Raw genomic sequence first — 26,704 nt, 5'->3', positions numbered from 1 at the left:
TACCGTTTGACCTTACTCAAAGATGGTCATTTCCTTCTGACTGATATCTAACACTTCCATCTTCACCATACCACCAAGATGATGTGGCACTAAATCAGACAATTCTTTTAGCGCCATATGGAATTCATCACTTCTTGATTCATCTATTAATTCCATACAGAGGAATGCATTTTTCGTGTTTTCTGTTAGCATTGTCCTCTGAGCTTCACGCCAATTCCAGCATCTGCATATGGCACCGTCATCATCTTTATAAACAATTTCCCCTTCATAGGGCGGAGCATTTTCATCCTGTCCCAATGGGAGAAACGGTTCGTTGCCATTTGCCTGCGTCAGGCGAATATCGCCTACAAAAGTGTCGATATCTTCTCCACCACACGGAAGTCCATAACGCAATGAAATGGAATTATACATGTCAACAGCGGGTTTATTGTTCCGATGGGGTTGCCATTTTTGACTCTTTTTAATAAAGCTTCAATCGAACACCTTGCGCCTTTCTTTGTCTTGAATTTCTGAAAAGCTTCTCGCCAAACGGAAATGACAGGATTACTACTGAATTCCTCTAGACTTAAGAATTTATGCGCGTCTTTCTCGGCTTCCTTTAGCAGCTTCTCGTAGATTTCAACGTCCCTTATTGAATTATCAATTCCCTGGCAAATCACGATACCTATTTTCGCATGCGGAAATAACGACCAAAAATCATCTTCAATGATAAATCTAGGCATATCCTATCTCTCCATTCTTATGTTTTGGAGGGGCTCGCAAAGGCGGAGAAAATCCCTAGCGCAATATAAAAATAACCAGTTATCCGATTCACTACCTTTGAACTCGCCGTACTACCCACAATCCGCTTTCTCATACTTGCTGCGAGAACGGCATACAGACCATCGCTAACAAAAGCTAGGATAATAAATATCGTTCCTAAAAGCAAAAATTGAACGGTGACTGACCCAGCAGTAGGTGATATGAATTGCGGAAAGAAGGCTAAAAAGAAGAGGGCTGTCTTAGGATTCATTACCTCTACAAGCGCTGATTCGTAAAAAATCTTTCGTAATTTTTTGCGAGGGGCTTTTGGAATTTCGGAATCTGTTCTATCAGCTTTAGAAAATAAAGTCTTACACCCCAGATAGATAAGATAAGCAGCACCCAAGTATTTCACGATATGAAAGGCTGTGGCTGATGTCATAAGGATCGCAGAAACTCCAATTGCTCCAGCTAAAACGTGAACAGAACCACCAAGAGACACTCCTAGAACTGATACCAGACCCGCTTTCTTCCCTTGATCGATACTTCTAGCCATAATATAGAACACGGCTGGTCCAGGTATGATTAACAATGTAGAAGCGGCAATGACAAATAGCCAAATAGTTGAAAACTCCATAAGAAGCAACTCCTTGTTGTATCTATAGGCTGATCATTTAAATAACTCTTTCCGTTGCTCACGCATCCACTGAGCAACCTGAATTTCCCCTTGTTCATTTGATTTTTCAAGCTCTGCCACAATCGATTGATAATCGGTGTTGTTGCGATTTTGGCTCATTTTGGCTGCCCCTTGAATAGAGGTGATTTCAATCTCAAAACCAACGATTCCTTTCATTTCTCTCTCAAGCAGCTCAGGATCAAACGTCTCCCAGAGCCGACCATTTTCCCGGTGAGATTCATAGTGGGTAAGCATCGAATCCAAAGTAGATTTCAGTTCATCCTTCGTAAGGATACGCGCTGTCCCATACGCATGTACAGCGAGATAGTCCCATGTGGGAACCTGTTCACTCTCATACCAGCTTGACGAAATATAAGCGTGCGGTCCTTGAAAAATAAGCAAAACATCCCTATTGTTATCCAAGGTTTTCTTCTGCATGTTTCCGTATGCGATGTGCCCAGTCGCATAGATTTTCCCTTCCTCTTCACGAATTTCCAACGGAATGTGCGTAGCCAACGGGCGGTGTTGATCAACCGTAATCAATAAAGCAAACGGGTTAGACTTCATCATTTGAACTGCCTCATCATGTTTCATCTGATATTGCTTAGGAATGTACACAGTAACCACCCTTTCAACGTGTATTTGAACCAAGCGTATGATACAAACTGACATAAAAAAAGATACAATAACAAATAAATATACATGTCAGGAGGGGTGGTAATGAAAAATACCATTTTTACATTCAAAGATCATTCTCCTAAATACAAACAAATCTATGAGAAATTTAAATCATTTATTGAACAAGGCGATATAAAGGCGGATGAGCTATTGCCCTCCATTCGTCAACTTGCAGATTCCTTACATGTAAGCCGTAATACAACATTAATGGCGTATGAACAACTTGTTGCTGAAGGATATATTCGTGGAGAGGGCCGAAAAGGTTATTTTGTAAATGAGTTAGAGCCTGTTTTATTTCAAGAGGCTCGCAGTTCTTTTACTCACAAACAAACAGAGCAGGTATCACCTGTTCGTATAGATTTTCGCGCAGACGTCGTCGATCAATCGCATTTCCCTTTAAAAACGTGGCGGAGGATTTCGAATCAAGTATTAACGGCAAAGGACAGTTTTCGGTACGGGGAACCTTTTGGTGAATGGAGCTTACGTGAGCAAATCGCAGCATATTTACTCCAGTCTCGTGGAGTGAAAACAGAACCAGATGCAATCATTATCGGAAGTAGTACCCAACAAATGCTTGTGTATCTCGGTCTTGTCCTGAAACATGATTTTTCTAGCGTGATTGTGGAGGATCCTGGTTATGATGGCGCTAGGGAAGCTTTTCAATTAAATAGTTTTATACTGGAAACAGTACCCGTTTATGAGACAGGTGCTGATTTCTCACACTTGGAACAAATGAAATCACGATTGATTTATGTGGCGCCGTCCCATCACAGTCCATATGGGGTAAGCATGTCCATTCAACAAAGGCATACCCTTATCCATTGGGCAAAAAATAGGCAAGGATATATTATCGAAGACGATTATGATAGTGAATATCGCTATACTCAACAACCATTTCCGGCTCTCGCTTCCATCGATTCAACAAGGGTTATTTATCTCGGGAATTTCTCGAAGTGCTTTCTGCCAGGAATTCGTTTAAGTTATATGGTGTTGCCACAGCCACTTATCAACCTTTATAAAAATCAATTCGCACATTTCGAGAGCACCACTTCACTACTTAGCCAATTCGCAATGGCGAAATTTATGGAAGAAGGGGAATGGAATCGCCATATTAAACGCATGCGCCTTATTTATAAACGAAAAATGCAGCACTTCGTTTGTGAATTAAGGAAGCATTTCAAACAACATATTTCTATCATTGGCGAGCAGTCTGGTTTGTACTTATTAGTCAAAGTACACGTGGAGCGTTCAGAAGAATGGCTCATTCAACAAGCGGCCATTCAGGGAGTGAAAGTCTATCCTACTTCACTCTTCTTCATTAAGAACAAAACCGATGAACCAATAATTAAACTTGGCTTCAGTAATTTATCAAGTGATGAAATCCAACGTGGTGTGAAGCTTTTAAAAAAGGCTTGGTTTTAAAATTCATCACACTATTCCATAGACATAAACATATGTTTATATACTTATAAACAACAGGAATAAAGTATACTAGAAAAAGAGAAAGGATGGATTTACCACTAAGGGGGGACTGGAATGGATTGGGCTATGATAGTGGAGTATGGATGGGTGCTACTTGTCCTGATTGGCCTAGAAGGGATCTTGGCGGCAGACAATGCTTTGGTGATCGCAATTATGGTGAAGCATCTGCCAGAGAAAGAGAGAAAGAAAGCTCTATTTTATGGGCTTGCCGGAGCCTTCCTGTTTCGTTTCGGTTCGCTGTTTATCATTTCTTACCTCGTGGACGTATGGCAAGTCCAGGCAATCGGGGCGGCTTACCTCCTGTTTATAGCCATTCACCATATCGTGAAGAAATTTATATTGCGCAAAGATTACAATCAGGGGGCTGCCACTGAGAAGAAAGGCTCTGGATTGTGGATGACAGTACTGAAAGTAGAATTAGCGGACCTTGCCTTTGCAGTTGACGCTATCCTCGCTGCTGTTGCCTTCGCTGTGACACTTCCGGAAACGTCTTTGCCAGATGTAGGTGGATTGGATGGCGGGCAGTTTGGTGTCATTCTCGCAGGTGGGATCATCGGTTTAGTCATTATGCGATTTGCTGCCTCTTACTTTGTCGGGTTGCTGCAACGCAAGCCTGGAATAGAGACAGCCGCATTTTTGATCGTCGGCTGGGTTGGCGTCAAGTTGGCCGTATACACACTGTCGCACCCTGAGCTAGGATATTTGGCAGCTGATTTTCCAAAATCGGTCGCGTGGAAGGCAACGTTCTGGACCGTTCTTCTCTTGATCGCTGTACTGGGTTGGTTCTTATCTAAAGATAAGGAATCTTCCGCCAATCATCCTTCAGCTTAATATCCGACAAGACATAAAAGAGGCTTCGCCCAAATCGGCGAAGCCTTTCCATCTATGATCTGCCCGCTTCCATTCTCTCCAAAGAACCATGCACAATCTTTCCTTTAAACATAACAGCAGCCCGACGAGATTTTCTCGCAATCGCTTCCGCAGAGCAGGAGCTTTCTGCAAGCACGATGCTTGCCTCGTCGCCAACCATTGGCCATGCACGGTTGCCATCTTTATCGAGCGTTGTTTTTCCTCCGGTGATGAAGTACAACGATTGCACCAATGATTTCTCATCGACCCAACGGTAGCGCTCGACCAGACGGTTTAGCTTATCCAGCATATCGCCTGTTCCATATGGCGACCACGAATCGTAGAATCCATCGTAACCAAGTGCGACATGTACGCCTTTGGCATGAAGCATCGGAACAGGTGGCATGGCACGATTAATCGGAACTGTTGTCATAATCATCGTTCCCAGCTGGGACAATCGGTCTGCCATGTCCGAGCTTTCCTCCATCGACACGTCTCCGAGTGCAAAGGCATGACTGATCGCCATACGGTTCTGCCAGCCAGCTTCCTCGGTCAGATCGAGCAGTCTTTTGATCGTATAAAAGCCGAGTGTCCCCGGATCATGCAGGTGAATATCGACATCCGCATCTGCTTCCACCGCAATGTCCATCATTTCACGCAAGGAGCCTTCCAATTCATTGTCAATCCCAGCCGGGTCTAAGCCCCCAACCAGTGTAGCGCCTTCCTTCATCGCTTGTCTCATCAAGGAGCTTGCTTGTGTGCGCAGGAGCCCCTGCTGCGGGAAAGCGACGATTTCATATGTCAGGCGATCGCTGTACTCTTCCAGTGCTGCACGCACACCCTCCAGGTTTTTCAGCCCGATGTATGGATCGATGTTGACGTGTGTGCGCACATGTGTGGCACCGCCTTTGATATGCCACTGGAGCATTGCTTGTGCGCGTTCTTTGGTCGTCCCAGTCATCAGCGGCATTTCTTTTGCTTCGAACTCCAAGCGATCGATCAATTTTTTCGGAGGGAGGCAAGATTTCCAGGTTGCGCCCGCATACGTTTTATCCAGATGGTTATGCTTCTCGACAAAAGAGGGGAGGGCTAATAAACCTTTTGCATCTTCTTGCGGTAAAGTGGTGTCGAGTGGTTCGCTCGCCGATACGATCTCTGCGATTTTGCCGTCTTCGATCTTCAAATGACAGATTTCTGAGATTGTGTGAAAGACGCCGTCGCCTCCTGTTTCAAATCCTTTATCGAGACGAACGTTGGTTAACCAAAAAGCTTGCATCACTAGAAATCAGCCCTTTCTCTATATTGCATTTAGTGGATGAGAGTCCAGTCTAGCTGTCTATGTTAATTGTAGTGAATATTTCGAACAAGGATGTTCATCTTTTTTACTAGTTTTTGCATGATTTTTACGTATTGCTTGGATTTTGCCTGTTTTCGAAAAGGAGTAAAGATTGTGCAAATACACGTAAAAGTTTTGAAACAAATTTTACAGAATATTTCCTATAATAACGAAGGATACAATGGAGTGAAGAGGCCGGAACGAGAAAGAGTAGGGAGGATCATCATGAAAAAGAAAATAACCGCAAAATATGTCATCGGTTTTGACGGCGAAGATCATGTGATTATCACAGATGGGGAAGTCGTTTACGAGAATGACACCATTGTGTATGTGGGGCACCATTTTGATGGCGAGGTAGATGAAGTGATCGATGCTGGCAATGCAGTAGTCAGTCCGGGCTTCATTGACCTGAATGCGTTGGGGGACATTGATCACGACATCGTACATCTGGAGCAAGCTTCTGCTAGAAACAAAAACATGCTTTGGTCGGAAGACTACTACCGCAAAGGCTACCATGAGGTAATGACCCCTGAGGAAGAGGCGTTCAAATCCCTTTACGCTTACAGCCAATTGATTCTAAACGGGGTAACGACAGCGATGCCGATTACATCGGTCTTCTACAAGCGCTGGGCGGAAACGTATGAGGAGCTGGCAGCCGCAGCCGATCATGCAGGACGCTTGGGATTGCGTATGTACATGGGGCCGAGCTATCAATCCGGCATGCGTGTCGTGAAGGCAAATGGAGAGATCGAAGTACTGTGGAACGAAGCAGAAGGACAAGCAGGTCTGGAGCGAGCTGTACAATTTGTCAAAGATTTCGATGGGGCTCACAACGGACTCATCCGTGGAATGCTGGCGCCAGAGCGAATCGAGTCACAGTCTGTAGAGAACTTGATCAACACAAAGCGCTACAGCGAGGAGCTCGGATGTCCTATCCGTCTGCATGCTGCACAAGGTCTCTATGAATATACGGAAATCCATCGTCGTCACAACCAATCACCGATTCAGTTCCTGAATGAGATCGGCTTCCTTGGAAAGAAAACGGCAATTCCGCACGCACATTTCATTCCAGACTTTAGTAAAGCGAAATTCGGAGAGGGAGACGATTTGGCGATCCTGCAAGAGACAGGTACGACCGTGATTCACTGCCCGCTTGTAGTTGGTCGTCATGGCGAGGCACTCGAATCGTTTGCCCGTTACAAGCGTCGTGGCGTCAACATCGCGATTGGAACCGATACGTTCCCGCCTGACTTCATCCAAAACATTCGCACAGCCAGCATGCTTTCCCGCTTGGTGGAAGGCGATGTCGCAGATTCCAGCTACGCGGATATTTACCGTGCAGCGACATTGGGCGGCGCACGTTTCCTTGGCAGATATGATTTGGGCCGATTAGCGCCGGGGGCAAAAGCAGATATCATTGCCATTGATCTGGACGGTTTCCACATGGGTGCGGTTGATGATCCAATCCGTACGATTATCACATGTGGCTCAGGTCGTGATGTGAAACTCTCCATCATCGCTGGACGCACCGTAATGAAAGACCGCCTCTTGCCAGGAGTTGATCTGGAAGAGATCAAAGCAAAGGGACAGCGCTACTTTGACAAAATGCGTCTGGGCTACGTCGAGCGCGACTATCAACAGCTGGGCGAAAAAGAGCTGTTCAAGCCTTCTTTCCCAATCGTGAGCAAACGATAGCCTGAACAAATAAGAAGAAGCACAATCTGCTAGAAACGGCGGATTGTGCTTTTTTCACTTACCGGATGAACCCGCCTTCGGAATGCATAATCTGTCCGGTAATCCACTCCGCTTCGTCACTTGCCAGAAAAGCGACAAGACGCGCTGCATCCTCGGGCTGTCCAATCCGTCCCAAAGGAAATCGTTGCAAAATGTTTTGCTTGATTTCGTCGTTCATCCAGCCTGAGTCGGTAGGCCCGGGATTTACAGCGTTGACCGTAATCCCTCGCGTAGCTACTTCGGCAGCAAGTGTCGTCGTCAGGGCATCCACGGCTCCTTTTGTTGCGGCATACGCGATCTCACCGACCATCGCGCCTTTGGACTGACCAGATGTCATGTTGATGATTCGGCCTCCGCGTTGTTGAGAGAAGCGACGTGCAAATTCCACACTGAGCATTGTGGTTGCCCGCACATTGATGGCATAATGTGAGTCCAAACTGGCGATATCCAGTGCCTCGTAGCCGTCATTTGTGGAGTAGCAAGCGTTGTTGATGAGGATGCTTGGTTCGCCCAGTTGTGCTGTAGCTGCGTCGAGCACCTTCTTGTGGGCATCAGGCAGTGACAGGTCGATCTCGATTCCCGCACATCTGACTCCGTAGCGTCTGATCTCTTGCTGCAAGATGGCGGGTTCATCCTTTTGAATCCCATGCGCCATGGATTGGTCATAGGCGGTCCAATACGTATGGAAAATATCGGCGCCGTGTGAGGCCAGCATTTTACAGATAGCAGCCCCAATCCCTTGAAGGCGGCTGGCTCCTGTTACGATGGCAATTTTTCCGTGCAAGCGAAGGTGTGTGCTCATACATATCCCTCCTCATTCTGTCCCTATACATTCTTTTCGGGGTACCTATTCCTTTCATCCTGCCTACGAAGAAAAAAATCGATCACGAAAATTTTGCGAAGTTTTCGCTAAATAACCATAAATTGTAGGGGTAGCAGAAACTTACGCTGGAAATCATGCAAAATTGTTGCTATTTTGTATATATAGGAAGTTGTTCAAATAGTGGATTTAATACTAAGGGAGATGTAGAAGATGGAGTGTCAGTTAACAATTACCCGGACAGAACAGAAAAAAGAGAAACCAGCTTCTGACAAGCTGGGGTTCGGTGTTCATTTTACCGATCATATGTTCACCATGGATTATACAGAAGGTAAAGGATGGCATGATCCACAAATCGTCCCATACTCTCCGCTGACATTGGACCCGGCAGCAATGGTTTTCCATTACGGGCAAGCTGTATTTGAGGGCTTGAAAGCTTATCGCAATGAAGAGGGCAAGGTTAGCTTGTTCCGACCTGATCAAAATTTCAAGCGTATGAACCGTTCACTGGAGCGTATGAGCATGCCGTTGATCGACGAGGATTTCATGGTCGAGGCATTGAAACAGCTGGTAGCGGTAGATAAAGAATGGATTCCAACAGAAAGCGGACAGTCTCTCTATATCCGTCCCTTCGTAATTGCGACAGAGCCATGCTTTGGTGTGCGCGCTTCGCATACGTACAAATTGGTGATCGTGTTGTCGCCAGTTGGAGCGTACTATGCGGGTGGCATGAAGCCTGTGAAAATTTACGTAGAAAACAACTACGTTCGTGCGGTAAGAGGCGGAACAGGAAACGCAAAAGTGGCAGGTAACTACGCAGGCGGTCTGAAAGCACAAGTAGAAGCAAAAGAAAAAGGCTATGAGCAAGTGCTGTGGCTCGATGGTGTAGAGAATAAATATATTGAAGAAGTAGGCAGCATGAACGTGTTCTTCAAGGTAAAAGGGGAAGTGTGGACCCCAGCATTGAACGGCAGCATTCTCGAGGGTATCACGAGAGATTCGACCATCCAATTGCTCAAGGACTGGGGAATTCCAGTCGTAGAGAAGCGGATTTCCATGGAAGACCTGCATACCGCTTATGTCAACGGTGAGTTGGAAGAAGCATTCGGTACCGGAACAGCGGCTGTTATTTCCCCAGTCGGTGATCTGAACTGGAACGGACATCAGATGATCATTAACGGTGAAAAAACCGGGGAATTGACAACGAGACTGTACGATGAGATGACAGGAATCCAGTACGGTGAGCGTGAAGACAAGTTTGGCTGGTCGGTAGAAGTGACAGAATAATCACGCCAGTAACACAAGAGGCATAGCCTTCTCTTTATCGGAAGAGGGCTATGCTTTTTTTGATCGTGTAGGAAAGTTCAATCACTTCATCTCTTGACAGGGGGTTGTGTAAAATACTACCATTTGTGGTAATACCACAAAAAATGGTTGTAGGACCATCATTGCGGGGAGGCGACAATGACAGCGGAGAAAAAAGGGGGAAAGAAAGGACGCTCGTCGGATCAAATTGAGATGAAATTAATCAAGGCAATTTTGACTCGAGAGTATCCTACAGGAGGTACGCTGCGGCCGGAACGGGAGTTGGCAGAATACTTCGGGGTAGGTCGGCCAACTGTTAGAGAAGCACTGCAACGCTTGGAAAGAGATGGCTGGATCACTGTCCGGAAAGGACATCCGGCAATTGTCAACGATTATTGGCATCAAGGCAATATAATGACCCTTGTCCATATCATTCAAAACCAAGACGATGTTACGGATGAGTTTATTTCGCACTTGCTGGAACTGCGGATATCGTTGGCGCCTGTTTACATTCGTAACGCAGTTGCTGCTCATCAGCCTAAGGTAGTCGCATTGCTTGCCAATCTCGATCAACTGAAACCTGATGCTGATTCTTATGCAGCGTTTGACTGGGATCTGCAGAAAAATCTGACGAGACTTTCCCCAAATCCTATCTATTTACTGATTGTAAACAGTTTTGATTCCTTTTACCTAAATATGGCACGAAAGTATTTTTCTATCCCGGAACACCGCGAGGCATCTTGGCACTATTACCATGAACTGTTGAACGTAACTTTACAGGGGGATTTCATCGAAGCAGAGCGTGTAGCCAGAAAGGCAATGGAAAAAAGTTTGGAGCTGTGGAGAAACCGAACCGTGATGGAACAAGGTAAGTGAAGGAACACAAGAGGAGGGCGTTCTGTTGAAGGCAAAGTTTCTGAAAGAATTCTTTACGTTTCCAGATATCCTCATCATGAGCATCCTATTCCTGATTAGCTTGTCTTTCACTATTTCTGAATGGTACGTGTTGAAAACATGGGTGGCACTTGTGGCGGGGATGATTGGATATGCGGCAAGCGAATACTTGATTCATCGATTTCTCTTTCACCTCAAACCGCCTCGAAATCCATTTTTTCTCCAAATGTTAAAGCGCTTACATTATGATCATCATGCCGATCCGAACAACTTGCACCTGTTGTTCTTGCCCGTGTGGTATAGCTTGCCGCTCATTGCAGGAACCGCAGCCATTTGTTTTCTGCTTACTTCCGACTTGATTGTGACCAATGCCTTTGTTACAGGCGTGATAGGATTTCTACTATTTTATGAATGGAAGCACTATATCGCCCATCGCCCGGTTCAACCGATATCTCCATGGGGGCGCTGGATGAAAAAGCTCCATCTATGGCATCACTTCAAAAATGAACATTATTGGTACGGTGTTACCAGCCCTGTTTTTGACGTCATGCTGGGAACTTACAAGAAAGAACAGGATGTCGAGAAAAGCTCGACGGTGAGGGATCTGGAAAGACAGTGGGACAAAGATGTTGATCTGTAAATGGCATATTTCTACCTCTTTTGCACGACCATCCCTTTTTTGAGGGATGTTTTTTTTCTTTCTAAGTTTTAGAAGGTATCGATAAACCGCCAAAGCTGATGAGAAGAAAAAGCACAGAGCTCGTAGACCTTGACAACGCCTACCCAGTCGGAACTTCAAAAAGGGGACCACGCTTGTCGAACACTTCTTCCTTGAGAAACGTCCGCCCGAGGGTGGCTTTGGCTCGACGGTCCCCATTTTTGAAGTGGAGACGGCCAGAGAATCCCCCTGCTAGCGTGTCAGAGTCGAAGAGAACTGTGCTTTTTCTTCTCCTCCACTATGATATGTAGCTAGCTTCAATAGAGTTATTTTGAACATTCAAAAACGACATGGTAAAGAAAGTGAAAAGAAAGGTAAAGATAATGAAAAGATTAATAGTAAGAAAATTAGTAATATTTAGTCATGCCATATTCTTTTCATTCTATCATCCAGAATAAGGGGGCATTCACAGTGAAGAAGAAGCACATGCTAGGATCTATTCTTGCCCTGTCTGTCTTGCTTTCCACAGTTTTGGCAGGCTGTGGTGGCAGTCAGACATCCAGTGGGACGAATTCCGCGTCCAACTCCAATCAAGCTTCGACTAGCCCCGCGTCTTCATCGGCCGCAGCGGGTGGAGGCGGTACCTTGATTATTGCGCGCTTGTCCGATGCGAATAATCTGGACCCGCATTTCAGTACCCAGATTAATTCCATGGCAGTGACGCAGCACAAGCTCTATGAAGGTCTGGTCATGATGGATCGGAATAGTGAGTACAAACCTCTTTTGGCAAAGGAATGGAAGCAAAAGGACGATGTTACCTGGGAATTTACACTGCGTGACGGTGTTACCTTCCATGATGGGGAACCCTTCAATGCGGAAGCTGTGAAAAAGACAATCGACCGTATTTTGGACAAAGACAATCCGACTCCGAAAGCAAACATGTTTGGCATGATTAAAGAAGTGAAGGTCATCGATCCATTGAAGGTAGATATTATTTTACATTATCCGTTCGCAGGGCTCTTGTCCGTACTGGCGAGTGCCGAGGGTGGTATCATCAGTCCGAAGGCGATGAAGGAATTTGGCAAAGAGTTGTCCAAGAAACCAGTAGGAACGGGGCCGTTCATCTTTGAATCATGGACGCCTGGACAAGAAATCGTCATGGTGAAAAACGAGAAGTATTGGGGCAACCAACCGAAGCTAGAAAAAGTCGTTTTCAAGACCATTCCTGAGGATGCGACACGTGTAGCCATGGTGGAGACAGGTGAAGCTCATGTCGCAGAACAACTACCGGTCACTGAACTGGAAAGGGTACAGAACTCGCAGAGCATGTCTTTAGGCCGGTTCGAATCATTCGCAGTTGACCACATCGGGATGAACGTCAAGCAGAAGCCTTTTGACGATGTTCGCGTCCGTCAGGCCATCGCCCATGCGATCGATAAGGAAGCGATTATTAAAGGGGTTTATAACAATGTCGGAAAAGTAGCCATCTCGTCATTAGGGCCAAAAGTCATCGGCTACAGCCCAAATATTAAAACGCCGGAATACGATTTGAACAAAGCGAAGCAATTGCTCACCGAAGCAGGCTACGCCAACGGATTCAAGGCAACCATCTATCTCAATGACAACAAGGCACGGATTAATGTGGCAGAAGTGCTGCAATCCCAGCTGAAGGGAATCGGCATCGACTTGCAGATTCAAGTGATGGAGTTCGGTGCGTACCTGGAATTGGCGGCAAAAGGTGAAGCGCAAATGTTCATTAGTGGCTGGGGCAATGCGACCGGGGATGCAGATTACAACCAGTACAACCTCTTCCACAGCACGTCAGCAGGTGTGCCAGGCAACCATTCCTTCTATAACAATCCGAAAGTCGATGCGTTGATTGAAGCGGGGCGTAAGGAGAAAGATCCAGAGAAGCGCAAGGAAGTCTACGCAGAAGCACAGCAAATCGAGATGGAGGAGGTGCCATTGCTGCCATTCCGCAGCAGTGAAAACCTCGCGGCCATTGCGAAAAATGTGCAAGGAGTGTATATCAGTCCGTCCGGGTACATTGACGTGAGCCAAGTGACGATTCAATAGCAGGAGCTTGAGACCTTCTCAAACAGAGAGGGTCTTTTTTAGTGGTTGTTCAAAAGGTCGACTTTTTGAATACGCACTGTTCGCATAAAAGTAGAAAAAGTGAAAAAAAGAGTAAAGAAAGTGAAAATACAAGTAAAGAGAGTGAAAATACAATGACAGAATAGTGGGTAAAATGAAATATGTGCGAATGGTCAAAATATTAAAGTGCATCTGGCGCAAAAAACGGTCACGACCGTTTTTTTGACCGCAAGCGGTCACATCAACATTTATGAAAAACGTCGAGACGTTTTTCAAAAAAGAGGGGGATCACTACATGAAAAAGACGCGCTTTTTCCAGACGCTGCTTGCCATGACCGTTGCGGTTTCTACAGCGTTGGCAGGCTGCTCACAAGCACCTGAAGCAGGAGGGAGTACCAATTCTTCAGGGCAAACCAATGCTTCTGCACCAGTCGGCAAAGAAGGCGGGACACTCGTCATCGCCCGTTTGTCTGATGCGAACAACCTTGACCCGCATTTTTTAACGCAAATCAACTCTGCTGCCATCATTCATCACAAGGTATACGAGGGTCTTGTTCGGATGGACAAAGAAAGCAAATATGTAGGTTCACTCGCTTCCGAATGGAAGCAGCTCGATGATGTGACATGGGAATTCAAGCTTCGCTCTGGTGTGACGTTCCACGATGGCACGCCATTCAATGCGGAAGCTGTGAAAAAGACGATTGCTCGTGTCCAAGACCCGGCCGTAGGCTCTAACCGCGCCAATTTGTTTGAAGCCATCAAAGAAGTAAAGGTCGTGGATGATACAACGGTTCAATTCATCCTGCACTATCCATACGCACCACTCCTGTCGGTGCTCGCCAGTGCAGAGGGTGGCATTTTGTCACCAAAAGCGATCGAACAGTATGGGAAAGAGTTGACCAAGCATCCAACGGGAACAGGGCCTTACAAATTCGAATCATGGACACCTGGTCAAGAAGTCGTCCTGGTGAAAAATGATAGCTATTGGGGCGATAAACCGAATCTGGACAAAGTCGTATTCAAGACTGTTCCAGAGGATACGACCAGACTCGCGATGGTCGAGACAGGAGAAGCGCATATAGCTGAGCAATTGCCAGTGACAGAAGTCGATCGGGTGAAAAATTCTCCAAGTATGGCACTTGGTCGCTACCCTGCATTCGCTAGCGATCATATCGGGATTAACAACTCGAAGAAGCCATTCGATGATGTACGCGTTCGTCAAGCGATTGCACATGCGATCGATAAGAAAACCATCATTCAAGGGGTCTACAACGATGTCGGGACGGTTGCTCATTCTTCCATTACCCCGTCCATGGTTGGTTACAGCCCGAATGTAAAAGACTTGCCTTACGATCTGGAAAAATCCAAAAAGCTGTTGGCGGAAGCTGGATACGCGAACGGTTTCAAAGCAACCATTTACTTAAATGATAACAAGGCACGGATTAGCTTGGCAGAAGTGCTGCAGCAACAGCTGAAACAAATCAATATCGATTTGGAAGTGAAAGTGCTAGAGTTCGGTGCTTATATTGAAGCAGCTAACAAAGGCGAAACAGAATTGTTCCTCAGTGGTTGGGGCAATGCCACAGGAGATGCAGACTACAACCAATACAATCTGTTCCACACGAAGTCGCAAGGGGCAGCCGGTAACCACGCTTTCTACAGCAATCCGGAAGTGGACAAGCTGATCGATGAGGGCCGCAAAGAGAAAGACGAAGAAAAACGGAAGCAAATCTACGAAAAAGCACAGCAAATCGAAATGGACGAAGCGGCAATGGTACCGTACCGCTTCTCAGAAAACCTCGCAGCGATTCAAAAAGGTGTAGAAGGAGTTTGGATCAGTCCAGCAGGACACATTGAGATCGACAATATATCATTGCCATAATTTTCAGCAAAAAATGCTTCATGATCAGCATAGCTTCGCCCACTGGGAACGAGCTATGCTGATTGATTATACAAAGAAGAAGTAAATGGGGGCGAGTCTATGAAAAAACAGAAGATGCTAGGTTCAATGCTGGCAAGTATCCTGAGCGTTGGCCTCGTGCTTACAGGCTGTTCATCGGGTACAGAGCAAGGTGCGGCAGGAACTCCGACTGCGAAGGAAGCTCCGGCAACAGATCAGACGCTGGTGATTGCACGCCAGTCAGACGCAAACAATCTAGACCCGCACTTTATTTCAGCGATCAATGCAGCGAGTGTGGTCCATCATAAAGTGTACGAAGGCCTCGTCCAGCGAGATGATAACATGGCATTCAAACCGATGCTAGCCACGGAATGGAAGCAGTTGGACGATGTCACCTGGGAGTTCAAGCTGCGTCAGGGAGTTAATTTCCACGATGGTACGCCGTTTAACGCCGAGGCGGTGAAAGCAACGTTCGCACGGGTCCTCGATGAAAAGGTCGCCTCTCCACGCGCGTCTCAGTTCAAGATGGTATCGGAAGTCAAGCTAGTGGATGATTACACCGTACATTTCAAGCTAGCCTACCCGTATTCCCCATTACTGTCGATCCTCGCCAACCACGAAGGCAGTATCATTAGTCCAAAAGCAATTGAGAAATACGGCAAGGACCTGAGCAAACATCCCGTCGGTACAGGGCCGTTCGTATTCGAATCGTGGACACCTGGCCAAGAGATCGTACTCGTGAAAAATGACAACTACTGGGGAGAAAAGGTAAAATTCAAGAAGGCCGTCTTCAAAGTCGTACCAGAGGACACGACACGCGTAGCCATGGTCGAGACGGGAGAGGCGCATATCGCTGAACCATTGCCGGTGACAGAGATTGACCGTGTCAGTAATTCCCCTCATATGAGCTTGTACCGGACAGAGGGCTTGGGGACAGATTTCATCGGGTTCAATACCAAGAAAAAACCGTTTGACGACGTCCGTGTTCGCCAGGCGATCAACTATGCGATTGAGACCGATGCGATCATCAAAGGTGTGTACAACGATGTCGGAACGAAAGCGAATTCTGCAATGAGTCCGAAGGTTCTGGGATACGATGAGGCGTTAAAAGGATACGAGTTTGATCCGAACAAGGCGAAGGCCCTGTTGAAAGAAGCAGGTTATCCGGGCGGCTTCAAGACAACCTTGTGGACAGGCGATCGCAAGGAACGAATTAATGCCGCGGAAGTGATCCAGTCCCAGTTAAAGGGGATCGGTATCGAAGTAGAGGTAAAAGTGCTTGAGTACGGAGCTTATTTAGATGCAGAAGACAACGGTGAAACAGAGCTGTTCATCAGTGGCTGGGGCAATGCCACTGGCGACGCTGACTACAACCAGTACAATCTGTTCCACTCCAGCTCTCTGGGCAAAGGCGGAAACACAACATTCTACGTGAATAAAGAAGTGGACAAGCTGATCGAAGAGGGGCGCCACGAGCAGGATACGGAAAAGCGCAAGCAAATCTATGCAAAGGCGTTGGAGATTGAAAAGCAAGAAGCACCAATCGTCCCAATCCGCAATCTTGAGCATGTCGCTGCAATCAGCAAAAACATCAAAGGCTTCTGGATCAGCCCTTCTGGGTACATGATGATAAACGGCATTACGATTGAATAACGCAAACATTTAGATAGAAAAGGATGGAGACGGAGCATGAACGAAAGCTTGTGGATCAAAAATGCGAGTCTGGAATGTGGTTATACAGAGGCGAATGGCATTGTCACGGGAACAAAGACGGGGAGTTTTCATGTCTTGCTCACGGACGGTCGCGTGGAGAAAATCGTACCTGCTTCGGTGGATATACCTGATGGGGTATCTGTATGGGATGCACAAGGTCTACTGATGCTTCCTTCTTTCCGGGAAATGCACATTCATTTGGACAAAACATTTTATGGAGGTCCGTGGCAAGCTGTTCTTCCTGCTCCCAATCGTTTTTTTCGAATCGAACAAGAGCAGGAACTGTTGCCTCGGCAGCTTCCCGTCGCCCGTGAGCGTGCAGAAAAGCTGTTGGAGTTAGTGCAATCGCACGGTGCTACTCACGTGCGAACCCATTGCAACATTGACCCGGTCATTGGGCTGAAAAACCTGGAAGCCACATTGGATGCATTGGCAACTTATCGTGAAAAACTTTCCTGGGAAATTGTCGCGTTTCCCCAACATGGTTTGCTGCGCAGTGATTCTGTTTCCCTCGTTCGCGAGGCGATGAAGCATGGAGCTGGTCTCGTCGGTGGTGTCGATCCTGCCACGTTTGACGATGATATCGAGAAATCTCTTGATACGATGATGGACATAGCGGTAGAAGCGAATGCAGATGTTGACTTGCACTTGCACGAGCCTGGACATTTGGGTGTTTATATTATGAAAAAACTGGCTGTTATGACGAAGGATGCGGGATGGCAAGGTCGAGTCACTGTCAGTCATGCTTACGGGCTAGGAGAGGTTCCGACTGCTGTGGGAGAAGAGGTTGCGGAGCTTTTTGCCGAGCAGCAAATCGCTGTCATGTCAGCTGTGCCCATTGATATGCCGACTATCCCGATTCCAATGCTTCATGCCAAAGGCGTCCATGTTGGATTGGGCAATGACAACATCACCGATCACTGGGACCCATTTGGAACCGGAGATATGCTGCAAAAAGCAAATCGTTTGGCTGAACGGTTCCGTTGGATTGATGAGCGATCTCTATCGCGAGCACTGGGATTCGTTACAGGTGGCGTGACTCCACTGGACCAAGTTGGGAATCAGGTTTGGCCGAAAGTCGGAGATGAGGCAAATGCGGTTTTCGTCCGTGCCAAATGCTCCGCCGAGGCTGTTGCTAGACTATCTCCGAAGGAAGCGGTGGTTTTCTCGGGCAAGATGGTTTGGCAGAAACAATCATAAAGATAGTAAGAGTGATCCGATCTTCCAAGGTTTCTTGGGGAGGTCGGATTTTTCATTTGTTAATAAAAGTGGCCGTAGCGAAGGAAGAAGTGCATTTCCAGTCTACGCTTCGGCCTCCGCCCCGCAAGGGGGGATTGACTGTCCGCTTCAAACCAGAAAACGCTAAAGCGTTTTTGTATGTAATAAAAGCTGAAATTCCCCGCCATTCATTCCTACGCTGAGAGGGCTCCAGAGGCGCTTGGACTGGAAATGCACTTCTTCCGGCGTAGCTTTGATTAATTACTTGAAAGTCGATTCAAGATGGTTACTTAACTAACTATGAATTGTTATCATATCAGATCCATTCATCAGAATGCTTAATAAGGACAATCATGAAGAACCTTCAATCATTTTCTTGTTGCCCTTTATATACAGATCGGAAAATCAGTAAAAGCAACGCCAAAGAAGCGTGTTTCCAGTCACAGCGCCTCTGGAGCCCGACCGAGCGGAGGGATGAATGACGGGAGCGATTTTAGCTTCAACGTGCGAATACATCATTGAGGCTACCACTTTTGAAGCGGCTCCCGTCATTCATGCCGGAGCGGACAGTCATTACCACTTGTGGGGCGTAGGCCGAAGCGAAGACTGGAAATACGCTTCTACACCGAAGCTACGAAATAGAGTATCTTTTCATATTTTTCCATCTGCGTGAAATTAAATAAAAGTAAAAATATTATAAATTGATGTAAAGATGCTGAAAGGTTCGATTGAAAATCTACCGTATAATGCAAATAAGAAATACATTCAGAATTTTCGACAGTATTCTACAGGGGGTAGACACAAATGAAGAAAACGCGCATGGTCGGTTCCTTGTTGGCTCTGACATTGACGGTTAGTGTTGCGCTGACTGGATGTGGTGGTGCAAGCTCGGAGCAATCCGGTTCGACAAATACAACTGCTGCAGAAGCTCCGAAAGAAGGGGGAACCCTGATTGTAGCCCGCAAAGCAGACGCCAACAATCTGGACCCGCATTTCATCTCCAATATTCCTTCGGCAAACTATGTGTATGGAAAAGTATATGAGAGTTTGGTTTCTCGCGATAAAAACGGCGAGTACAAGCCTACACTCGCTACTGAATGGAAACAGCTCGACGACTTGACATGGGAGTTTAAGCTTCGTGAGGGCGTTACGTTCCACGATGGTACACCGTTTACAGCAGACGCTGTGAAAAAGACGTTCGAACGTGTACTCGATCCAAAGGTTGCATCACCGCGTGCATCCAACTTCTCCATGATCAAAGAAATCAAGATTGTGGAAGACAAGACTGTACATTTCGTGCTGGAGTATCCTTTTGCACCGCTGCTCTCCATCTTGGCTAGCTCAGAAGGAAGTATCATCAGCCCGAAAGCAATCGCAGAGCATTCCGATACATTGGCGAAGCAGCCTGTGGGAACCGGGCCTTTCAAATTCGCATCGTGGGCACCGGGCCAAGATATGAAACTCGCAAAAAATGTTACCTACTGGGGTGAAAAGCCAAAGGTAGATGAAGTATTGTACAAGGTCGTTCCAGAAGATACGACCCGTGTAGCGATGATCGAAGCAGGCGAAGCGCACATCGGCGACCAGCTTCCTGTGACAGAAGTAGAGCGCGCACAGGCATCTCCTGGCATGAACATGGTACGTGCAGAAGGCTTGGGTGTGGATTATATCGGCTTTAACGTGCAGAAGAAGCCATTTGATGATGTACGCGTACGTCAAGCTGTCGCGCATGCTATCGAAAAGCAAGCCATTGTACAAGGGGTATACAACAATGTAGGGACACAAGCGGTTTCCTCGATGTCGCCAAAAGTAATTGGCTATAACCCGAATCTCCAGGATTACTCGTATGACGTCAATGCAGCAAAAGCACTGCTCGCAGAAGCAGGTTACCCGAACGGCTTCAAAACGTCCATCGTGACAGATGACCGTAAAGAGCGCATGAACGTAGCAGAAGTCATCCAGTCACAGTTGAAAGGTATTGGCATTGATTTGGAGATCAAAGTCATGGAATACGGTGCGTATCTGGAGCACACAGACAATGGTGAGCATGCGATGTTCATCGGGGGCTGGGGCAATGCAACAGGGGATGGCGACTACAACCAGTACAACGTCTTCCACAGCACTTCGAAAGGCAGCGCAGGTAACATGGCGTTCTACAACAACCCAGAGGTAGACAAGCTGATTGAAGAAGGACGTCGCGAAAAAGATACGCAAAAACGTAATGAAATTTACGCAAAGCTGCAAGAAATCGAGCTGAAGGAAGTACCGATCCTTCCCATCCGCACGATTGACCATGTGGCGGTTACATCCAAGAATGTAAAGGGCTTCTGGCTGAGCCCTGTTGGCTACTTGATGCTAGATGAAGTATCGATCAACTAATGGTGATAGAAGGGATGGCGGTTGTCGCTGTCCCTTCTTTCGTCCATAGAGAGGAATTCACGATCTGGACCGGGAATGTAACTTGGGGAAAAGAAAAGCGCAAGAGACAAGTCATGGGGTGGAAAACATGCAGGAAGAGCAGCTAGACATATTTGACGAAGCAGGGCAGCACATCGGGGTAGAAGCGCGTAGCGAAGTACACCGCTTGGGACTGTGGCACCAAACCTTTCACTGCTGGATTTACCGTGTAGTAGATGAGCAGATCGAATTGTTGTTCCAAAAAAGACATCCACAAAAGGATACTTGTCCGAACTTGCTCGACATTACCTCTGCCGGTCATCTTCTCGCTTCGGAACAGCCATGTGACGGCGTGCGGGAATTGGAGGAGGAGCTGGGCTTGTCCGTGGGCTTTGAGGAATTGGACAAGCTAGGCGTGATTCGTGATGTAACGGTTGCACCCTCCATCATTGATAAGGAAATGTGCCATACCTTTTTGTATGAATGCGATCAACCCTTACGTGCGTACCGTGTACAGGAAGAAGAAGTCACGGGGCTGTTTTGGGTCAATCTGCAAGAGCTCGAGCGGTTGTTTGCGGACGAAATCGGGCAGATAACGGTGATTGGATTTTTGCTATTGGAAAATGGTGAGCAAAAAGATACAGCGATGATCGCGTCAAAACCTGACTTTGTTCCACATGAAGTGCATTATTACCAGCAGGTGTTTGCAGCAGTGAAACTACGCGCAGCCAATCGATAACCCTGATCGGAAAAACAATGCCTCGCTTGTCATCGACAAGACGAGGTTTTTCGTTGGGCGAGAAAGATTGGCGAAGACACGTTCTCTAATGTGATATACTAGACAATGCTTTTTCACTGCTCGCAATCATGCGTAGATAGAGAGAGGAGATCGAGATGAGACTACAGATTATGATTGCCCTAATGCTCTCGACATTCCTTGCTGCGATGGAAGGAACGATTGTGAGTACAGCCGTACCACGCATTACGAGTGATTTGGCAGGCTTTGAACAGGTGAGCTGGGTATACGCCATCTACATGCTTGCCACTGCCGTATCTGCTCCCATTTACGGCAAGCTGGCTGATTTATTTGGCCGAAAAAACGTATTGTTAATCGGTATCGGTATCTTTTTGTTAGGTTCCACGCTCTGTGGAGTGGCGACGTCGATGTGGCAGCTCATTGTTTTCCGTGCCATTCAAGGCTTGGGTGCAGGTTCAGTCATGCCGATTACGATGACTATCATCGGAGATTTGTACACCGAGCAGACTGCCAGAGCAAAAGCGCAGGGCTGGATTAGTGCTGTATGGGGACTTTCCGGTGTGGCAGGTCCGTTGGTCGGAGGATTTTTGGTCGATACATTGACGTGGCGTTATATCTTTTTTCTTAACTTACCTTTTGGCCTCGTATCGTTTTTCATGCTCGTCTTTATGTACAAGGAAAAGCTTGCCGTCAAAGAAAAGCGCCATATCGATTATCCGGGCGCGCTTATTTTTTCGGTCGGGACCATCGCCTTGTTGTATGCCTTGTTAACAGGTAGCCAAAATCAATCCTGGACCAGTCCGGTGACGATTTCCTTGATCGTATTTGCATTGGTGAGCTATCTAATCTTTGTATCAGTGGAAAAGAAATCGCCTGAGCCGCTGATTCCGCTTTCGCTTTTTACCAATCGAAACGTGACCATGATCAATTTGCTGACACTCTTGACCAATGGAATTGTCATCAGCATGGTGGTTTACTTGCCGATCTGGAGCCAGGGAGTCTTGGGAGAAAGTGCGACAATGGCTGGCTTTGTCCTGACACCGATGCCGGTTTGCTGGACGATAGGCTCTATCCTTGCAGGGAACTTGTTAGGCAAGCTGCGAGCTGAACAGTTGTTTGTCGCAGGAACTGCCGTTCTGACGGTAGCGACAACATTGTTGAGCTTCCTGTCCGCTCAGTCAGCGGGATACCTCATTTATGTGGCTGTAGGCTTAATTGGTTTGGGAATGGGACTCATTTCTCCGATCATCATGGTAAAAATTCAATCGTCCGTTGCAGTCGACAAGAGGGGGACAGCGGTTGCCCTCAATACGTTCACGGGTACATTTAGCCAAACCTTCGGGGCAGCTGTATTCGGAATGTTGTTCAACATGGTGACTGTAGCAAGTGGTCATGCGAATTTAGGGGCCTCGTTTGAACACGGATCGATTCCAGTGGCACAGCTGGCACAGATCCGAGACTTGTTGGCTAGTGGTGTTCATGTAGTCTTCACAGGCACCTTAGTGCTTGCGATAGCCAGCTTTGTTCTGACGCTTGTGATCGCAAAAGGAAACCGAGTCAAACAGACACACTAAATTCAAAGACGTCCGCCGAGTGCGGGCGTTTTTCAAATAATTGGTTACAGTTTTCCAAAAAATACAAACTACATATTGCCAGTTGGAACATTCATCGATACTATTTTCCTAGATGCCCAAATTCTTGCGGACAGGAGTGCATGGGACGATGGAGGAGGTTCGACCAGTTTCCATTGACGATATCGATGAGGTCGTTAGGATTGCAGCGATGAGCTACCCTGGAAGCAATCTACTGGGTGCAGAGAGCAGACAGCGATTTGCCGAACGCGTAAGGGAGACGATTGAAAACGACCCACACGTCAGCTACCACGGATGCTACCGTGATGGACGAATAGTGGGGATTATGAAATGGTACGATTTTCCTATGAATGTTCACGGCACACCGCTTTTGACTGGCGGGATTGGGCTGGTCGCCGTAGACCTTTTGCATAAAAAGGAAAAAGTGGCCATGTCGATGCTGCGAGGTTTTCTTTCCAGCTATCGGGAGCGGGGAATCTCGCTGGTCTCTCTCTATCCGTTTCGTGTTGATTTTTACAAGCAAATGGGTTTTGGAGTAGGGACCAAGGTTCACCAATACAAGTTCAAGCCGTCCAGCCTGCCGTTTGTAGGCAAGGACAAAATCGTCTATATAGGAAAAGAGGACATAGAAGAACTGTCTGCTTGTTATCATCGAATCGCCCGTCAAACACATGGCATGATTAAGCGAACAGAGCGGGACTGGGACAGACTCCTCGATGTTCCAGAAATGATTGTCGTCGGCTACAAAAAGGAAGGAAGGTTAGAAGGCTATCTTGCTTTCCAGTTCCAGGGCGCCCATGAAAAAAACAAACTCTTCAACAACATAGAAGTAAGAGAGCTTCAGTATGAGAACCGCGAAGCACTCGCGCAATTGCTCTCTTTCCTTCGTAGTCAAGCCGATCAGATTCAACGGATTGAGTTCACGACGCCGGATGAAGACTTTCACTTGTTGTTATCTGATCCGGGTAATGGAACGGATACAATGTTGTGGAGCATATATCATGAGAGTCATGCATCTGGAGTCGGTCTGATGTATCGGATCATTGATGTGCCGGGATTTTTCCGTCAGCTGTCCCACCACCATTTTGGTTCGGAAACGGTAAATGTGAAGCTGACGATCCGCGATTCGTTTCTGCCTGAGAATGCAGGAACATGGCTCATCAAGTTTATCGATGGTCGTCCGGAACTAGGGGAGGCAGTGGAGCCTGACATTGCGGTGCAGCTAGATATTTCGGATTTTTCTTCACTCGTGATGGGGGTAGTAACTGCCCACAAGCTGTATCAATACGGCCAATTGGAGCTGGATGCTCCAGAAAAGCTTCCCATTTTGGATAGGCTGTTTGCTGTTCCCGAGAAGCCGCGATGTGTGACTACCTTCTAAACAAGAAGGTTTGTCACGTTTTTGACACATTTGGTTATCTTATTTTGCTTCCTCCCATATGTTGTTAGTAAATGGGAGGAGGCAGGTTATATGATCTTTCTTACACTGGTTATCTTTTTTGCGTTTCTTTTGATTGTTTGGGTGGTCGTTAGACTCCTCTTCCGGCTGGAAAAGCATGATTCCATCACACATGATGAGAGAGAATTATGGAATCGCTTTCAGGTGAAAGAGCAGGAGATCAAATACCGAAAGCCCAAAAAATAAAAAGAAAGGCGCCAAGGTGACAGGCGCTCTTTCTTTTGCGTATTACCCACTATGAGAAGAGAAAGAAGGAGAAGACAATGCCAGGTAGATCAGAGGGGCATCAACGTGAATTTTTTCGCTTACGTCTAGAATACGCCCTCTGTGCAGACATGACTATTGTGCTGATCAAAGGGAAAACCATGGAGATTGGGAGCACACAGGTATTGATCGAGGATATCGGAGCAGGTGGACTTCGATTTCTCTCTCATCTCAAAATGCCAGCCAATGACCAGCTCGTTCTGCAGTTTGCGACGGAATTGTGCGGACAGGCTCTGAAAATGTACGGCCACGTCGTTCGCACGATTCCGTGGGAAACGGACTATTACGAATACGCCGTACGTTTTACAATGGAAGAGGAACAGCATCTGGAGATCAATCGTATGGTAAACCGCTTGGCGATCCGCTATCGGCAAAACCGGACATCAACAGAGGGGCGTTTCTATAAAGGCGATCGCCAGGCATTTTTAAAAGAGCTAGCCCAAGCAAGTCTTGCGATGCGAGCAAGTGAAGCATAGACAAAAAGGCTTTCTGTTGTGCAAATACACAACAGGGAGCTTTTTTGTTTGACATAAAACAAACGTAATGATAAGTTATCTATAATAAATCAAACGATTAAAGGTTGTGTTTATATATGAGTCTTCATGAGGCATTTTGGAGCGCTTCCCTTCAAGAATGGAAGCAAGGTTACATCGAACAAGACGAACATTATATGTGTTTGCTCTGTGGGGAACAGGTGGAGAAAGGAATTATTTATCCAGTGGAGGGTGCCCTGTACGAAGCGTCCCGCTTTATGCGCCATCACATCGAGGCTGTGCACGGTTCTGTCTTTACTCACTTGAGCCAGTTGGATAAACGATTGACGGGCTTGTCTGATCATCAGGTTAATTTGCTTCGCCTCTTTTACCAGGGCAAGACAGACGCCGAGGTTCAAAATGAAATGGGGATCGGCAGTGCATCGACGATCCGTAATCACCGCTTTGCACTCAAGGAAAAAGAACGTCAGGCCAAGGTATTTCTGGTCATGATGGAGTTATTGCATGAAGCGGATAAACATCAAACGACCAACGATGCCAGATCAAGCAAGCAAAAGAATACCTCGAAAGATGGCGATGCCGCAGAGTATTCCGCGATCGTAAAGAAACTCTTGCCGAATGGACTATCAGGTCGATTAGAACGATTCCCGCGCAAGCAAAAGCATAAACTCATCTTACTCGAAGAGATTTCCAAAAAATTTGAGCTCGATCGTTTCTACACGGAGCGGGAAGTGAATGAGATTTTGGAAGGTCTCTACGACGATTATGTGACCTTGCGGAGATATTTAGTCGATGTTGGTTTGATGGATAGACAGGCTGACGGCAGTCAATATTGGCGGATCGCAGTGGAAAATGAAGGAGAGGAACGAGGGGCGCAACAGATGAATCGCAAGCAAGAGCTCAAGCAGATGTACAAGGAAGTAGAAACCGATGCAGGCGTTTATCAAATTAAGAACAAGCAAAATGACAAAGTGTTCATCGCCAGCACGAATAACTTAAAAACGATCAACGGTAGAAAGTTCATGCTTCAGCATGGTTCGCATCCTAATCGTGAGCTGCAAAAAGACTGGGATAAATACGGTTCGGACGCTTTTGAAATCGAAGTATTAGAGAAGGTTGAGAAGAAAGACCATCCGTATTTTGATGGGAAGGATGCACTGGCAAAACTCGAAGATAAATGGATGAAAAAGCTGGCGCCATATGGTGATCGAGGCTATCACGTGCAAAAAGATCCGTCCTAGTCTCGTCCATCATCCAGCATACGGAAGCGCTCCAAGTGATCCCACAAACCTTCCTTATGCAAAATCTGAATTTGTTTTTCACCAAGTAAATCAAAATGTGGGAAGGGTGCTCGGTTATGAATGTAGACAGGATCGAGTCCGTTGGCAAGGCACCAGTCTGTCAGTAACGAATAATTGGCACAGCCTACTTTTGTAACGGTTTTGATTCCAGGAAACCGTGGGTCCAGCCAATAGTGGGTGAGAAATGCCAATTCGCCTCGACTAACGGCTTGCTTCCAACGGTTCAGTTCGTCTCGTGTAATCCCAAATGCCACTCTTCCTCATCCTTTGCAAAGCAATCGTGTTTCTCACTCATTAATAGCATGGAATTGTGTAAACGTCAAAAAGACAGTTCTCCCCCGG

General features: G+C 46.7%; 23 protein-coding genes and 1 pseudogene. 18 read left to right on the top strand and 6 right to left on the bottom strand.

All coding sequences use genetic code 11. The features are described from left to right. Window positions 1-12: 12 nt before the first annotated feature. From POF51_RS32135 to POF51_RS29125, 3 genes and pseudogenes are all read right to left on the bottom strand, one after another. Window positions 13-722 (bottom strand): annotated as a pseudogene (locus POF51_RS32135) (B3/B4 domain-containing protein). Between the two features lie 17 nt (window positions 723-739). Next, window positions 740-1,378, bottom strand: a complete 639-nt coding sequence (locus POF51_RS29130) for a LysE family translocator (protein WP_069845646.1) — start codon at window positions 1,376-1,378, stop codon at window positions 740-742. Window positions 1,379-1,411: 33 nt separating this feature from the next. Then, the gene (locus POF51_RS29125) at window positions 1,412-2,035 is read right to left on the bottom strand and encodes an FMN-binding negative transcriptional regulator (RefSeq protein WP_334312685.1); all 624 of its coding nucleotides are present in this window, start codon (window positions 2,033-2,035) and stop codon (window positions 1,412-1,414) included. A gap of 102 nt (window positions 2,036-2,137) precedes the next feature. Here POF51_RS29125 and pdxR point away from each other — a divergent pair, with 102 nt between their 5' ends. Further along, window positions 2,138-3,517: a MocR-like pyridoxine biosynthesis transcription factor PdxR gene (gene pdxR, locus POF51_RS29120; RefSeq protein WP_069845642.1), complete on the top strand. Its 1,380-nt coding sequence runs from the start codon at window positions 2,138-2,140 to the stop codon at window positions 3,515-3,517. A 114-nt stretch (window positions 3,518-3,631) separates the two neighbouring features. Further along, window positions 3,632-4,408, top strand: a complete 777-nt coding sequence (locus POF51_RS29115; RefSeq protein ID WP_069845640.1) for a TerC family protein — start codon at window positions 3,632-3,634, stop codon at window positions 4,406-4,408. 52 nt (window positions 4,409-4,460) lie between these two features. Here the strand turns inward: POF51_RS29115 and POF51_RS29110 are convergent, their stop codons facing one another. Then, a complete protein-coding gene (locus POF51_RS29110; protein WP_069845637.1) occupies window positions 4,461-5,705 on the bottom strand; it encodes an amidohydrolase family protein in 1,245 nt (414 codons plus the stop codon). A gap of 282 nt (window positions 5,706-5,987) precedes the next feature. Here POF51_RS29110 and POF51_RS29105 point away from each other — a divergent pair, with 282 nt between their 5' ends. Then, a complete protein-coding gene (locus POF51_RS29105) occupies window positions 5,988-7,457 on the top strand; it encodes an amidohydrolase family protein (protein WP_069845635.1) in 1,470 nt (489 codons plus the stop codon). A gap of 58 nt (window positions 7,458-7,515) precedes the next feature. Here POF51_RS29105 and POF51_RS29100 read toward each other — a convergent pair whose 3' ends face one another. Further along, window positions 7,516-8,298, bottom strand: a complete 783-nt coding sequence (locus POF51_RS29100; protein WP_069845633.1) for an SDR family oxidoreductase — start codon at window positions 8,296-8,298, stop codon at window positions 7,516-7,518. Between the two features lie 231 nt (window positions 8,299-8,529). On the opposite strand from POF51_RS29100, the gene POF51_RS29095 reads away from it, so the two are divergent. From POF51_RS29095 to POF51_RS29025, 15 genes are all read left to right on the top strand, one after another. Further along, window positions 8,530-9,603, top strand: a complete 1,074-nt coding sequence (locus POF51_RS29095; RefSeq protein ID WP_069845630.1) for a branched-chain amino acid aminotransferase — start codon at window positions 8,530-8,532, stop codon at window positions 9,601-9,603. Between the two features lie 177 nt (window positions 9,604-9,780). Further along, window positions 9,781-10,497 carry a GntR family transcriptional regulator gene (locus POF51_RS29090; RefSeq protein WP_069845628.1) on the top strand — a complete coding sequence of 239 codons (717 nt, stop codon included), beginning with the start codon at window positions 9,781-9,783 and terminating at the stop codon, window positions 10,495-10,497. A gap of 25 nt (window positions 10,498-10,522) precedes the next feature. Beyond that, window positions 10,523-11,155 (top strand): sterol desaturase family protein, encoded by a 633-nt coding sequence (locus POF51_RS29085; protein ID WP_069845625.1) that lies wholly within the window; start codon window positions 10,523-10,525, stop codon window positions 11,153-11,155. 489 nt (window positions 11,156-11,644) lie between these two features. Further along, complete coding sequence (locus POF51_RS29080; protein ID WP_069845623.1) at window positions 11,645-13,249, top strand: glutathione ABC transporter substrate-binding protein; 1,605 nt, start codon at window positions 11,645-11,647, stop codon at window positions 13,247-13,249. Between the two features lie 313 nt (window positions 13,250-13,562). After that, a complete protein-coding gene (locus POF51_RS29075) occupies window positions 13,563-15,149 on the top strand; it encodes a glutathione ABC transporter substrate-binding protein (RefSeq protein ID WP_017251006.1) in 1,587 nt (528 codons plus the stop codon). 99 nt (window positions 15,150-15,248) lie between these two features. Further along, complete coding sequence (locus POF51_RS29070) at window positions 15,249-16,820, top strand: glutathione ABC transporter substrate-binding protein (RefSeq protein ID WP_069845621.1); 1,572 nt, start codon at window positions 15,249-15,251, stop codon at window positions 16,818-16,820. A gap of 36 nt (window positions 16,821-16,856) precedes the next feature. Then, a complete protein-coding gene (locus POF51_RS29065) occupies window positions 16,857-18,080 on the top strand; it encodes an amidohydrolase family protein (protein WP_069845619.1) in 1,224 nt (407 codons plus the stop codon). Window positions 18,081-18,576: 496 nt separating this feature from the next. Beyond that, complete coding sequence (locus POF51_RS29060; protein ID WP_069845617.1) at window positions 18,577-18,771, top strand: hypothetical protein; 195 nt, start codon at window positions 18,577-18,579, stop codon at window positions 18,769-18,771. 131 nt (window positions 18,772-18,902) lie between these two features. Then, a complete protein-coding gene (locus POF51_RS29055) occupies window positions 18,903-20,477 on the top strand; it encodes a glutathione ABC transporter substrate-binding protein (protein WP_069845614.1) in 1,575 nt (524 codons plus the stop codon). Between the two features lie 127 nt (window positions 20,478-20,604). After that, window positions 20,605-21,234, top strand: coding sequence for an NUDIX hydrolase (locus POF51_RS29050; protein ID WP_069846564.1), 630 nt, complete (start codon window positions 20,605-20,607; stop codon window positions 21,232-21,234). Window positions 21,235-21,389: 155 nt separating this feature from the next. After that, a complete protein-coding gene (locus POF51_RS29045; RefSeq protein WP_069845612.1) occupies window positions 21,390-22,826 on the top strand; it encodes an MDR family MFS transporter in 1,437 nt (478 codons plus the stop codon). A 148-nt stretch (window positions 22,827-22,974) separates the two neighbouring features. Beyond that, the gene (locus POF51_RS29040) at window positions 22,975-24,225 is read left to right on the top strand and encodes a GNAT family N-acetyltransferase (protein WP_069845609.1); all 1,251 of its coding nucleotides are present in this window, start codon (window positions 22,975-22,977) and stop codon (window positions 24,223-24,225) included. A 90-nt stretch (window positions 24,226-24,315) separates the two neighbouring features. Next, a complete protein-coding gene (locus POF51_RS29035; RefSeq protein ID WP_007728597.1) occupies window positions 24,316-24,489 on the top strand; it encodes a hypothetical protein in 174 nt (57 codons plus the stop codon). 77 nt (window positions 24,490-24,566) lie between these two features. Next, the gene (locus tag POF51_RS29030) at window positions 24,567-25,043 is read left to right on the top strand and encodes a PilZ domain-containing protein (RefSeq protein WP_069845607.1); all 477 of its coding nucleotides are present in this window, start codon (window positions 24,567-24,569) and stop codon (window positions 25,041-25,043) included. Between the two features lie 116 nt (window positions 25,044-25,159). After that, window positions 25,160-26,302 carry a DUF2087 domain-containing protein gene (locus POF51_RS29025; RefSeq protein WP_069845604.1) on the top strand — a complete coding sequence of 381 codons (1,143 nt, stop codon included), beginning with the start codon at window positions 25,160-25,162 and terminating at the stop codon, window positions 26,300-26,302. Here the strand turns inward: POF51_RS29025 and POF51_RS29020 are convergent. Next, window positions 26,299-26,616: a hypothetical protein gene (locus tag POF51_RS29020; protein ID WP_017251017.1), complete on the bottom strand. Its 318-nt coding sequence runs from the start codon at window positions 26,614-26,616 to the stop codon at window positions 26,299-26,301. The genes POF51_RS29025 and POF51_RS29020 overlap by 4 nt on opposite strands. Between the last annotated feature and the right edge of the window lie 88 nt (window positions 26,617-26,704).

This window comes from Brevibacillus sp. AG, assembly GCF_028369215.1.
Classification (GTDB): domain Bacteria; phylum Bacillota; class Bacilli; order Brevibacillales; family Brevibacillaceae; genus Brevibacillus; species Brevibacillus porteri.
This window is presented reverse-complemented; position numbering and strand designations above follow the sequence as displayed.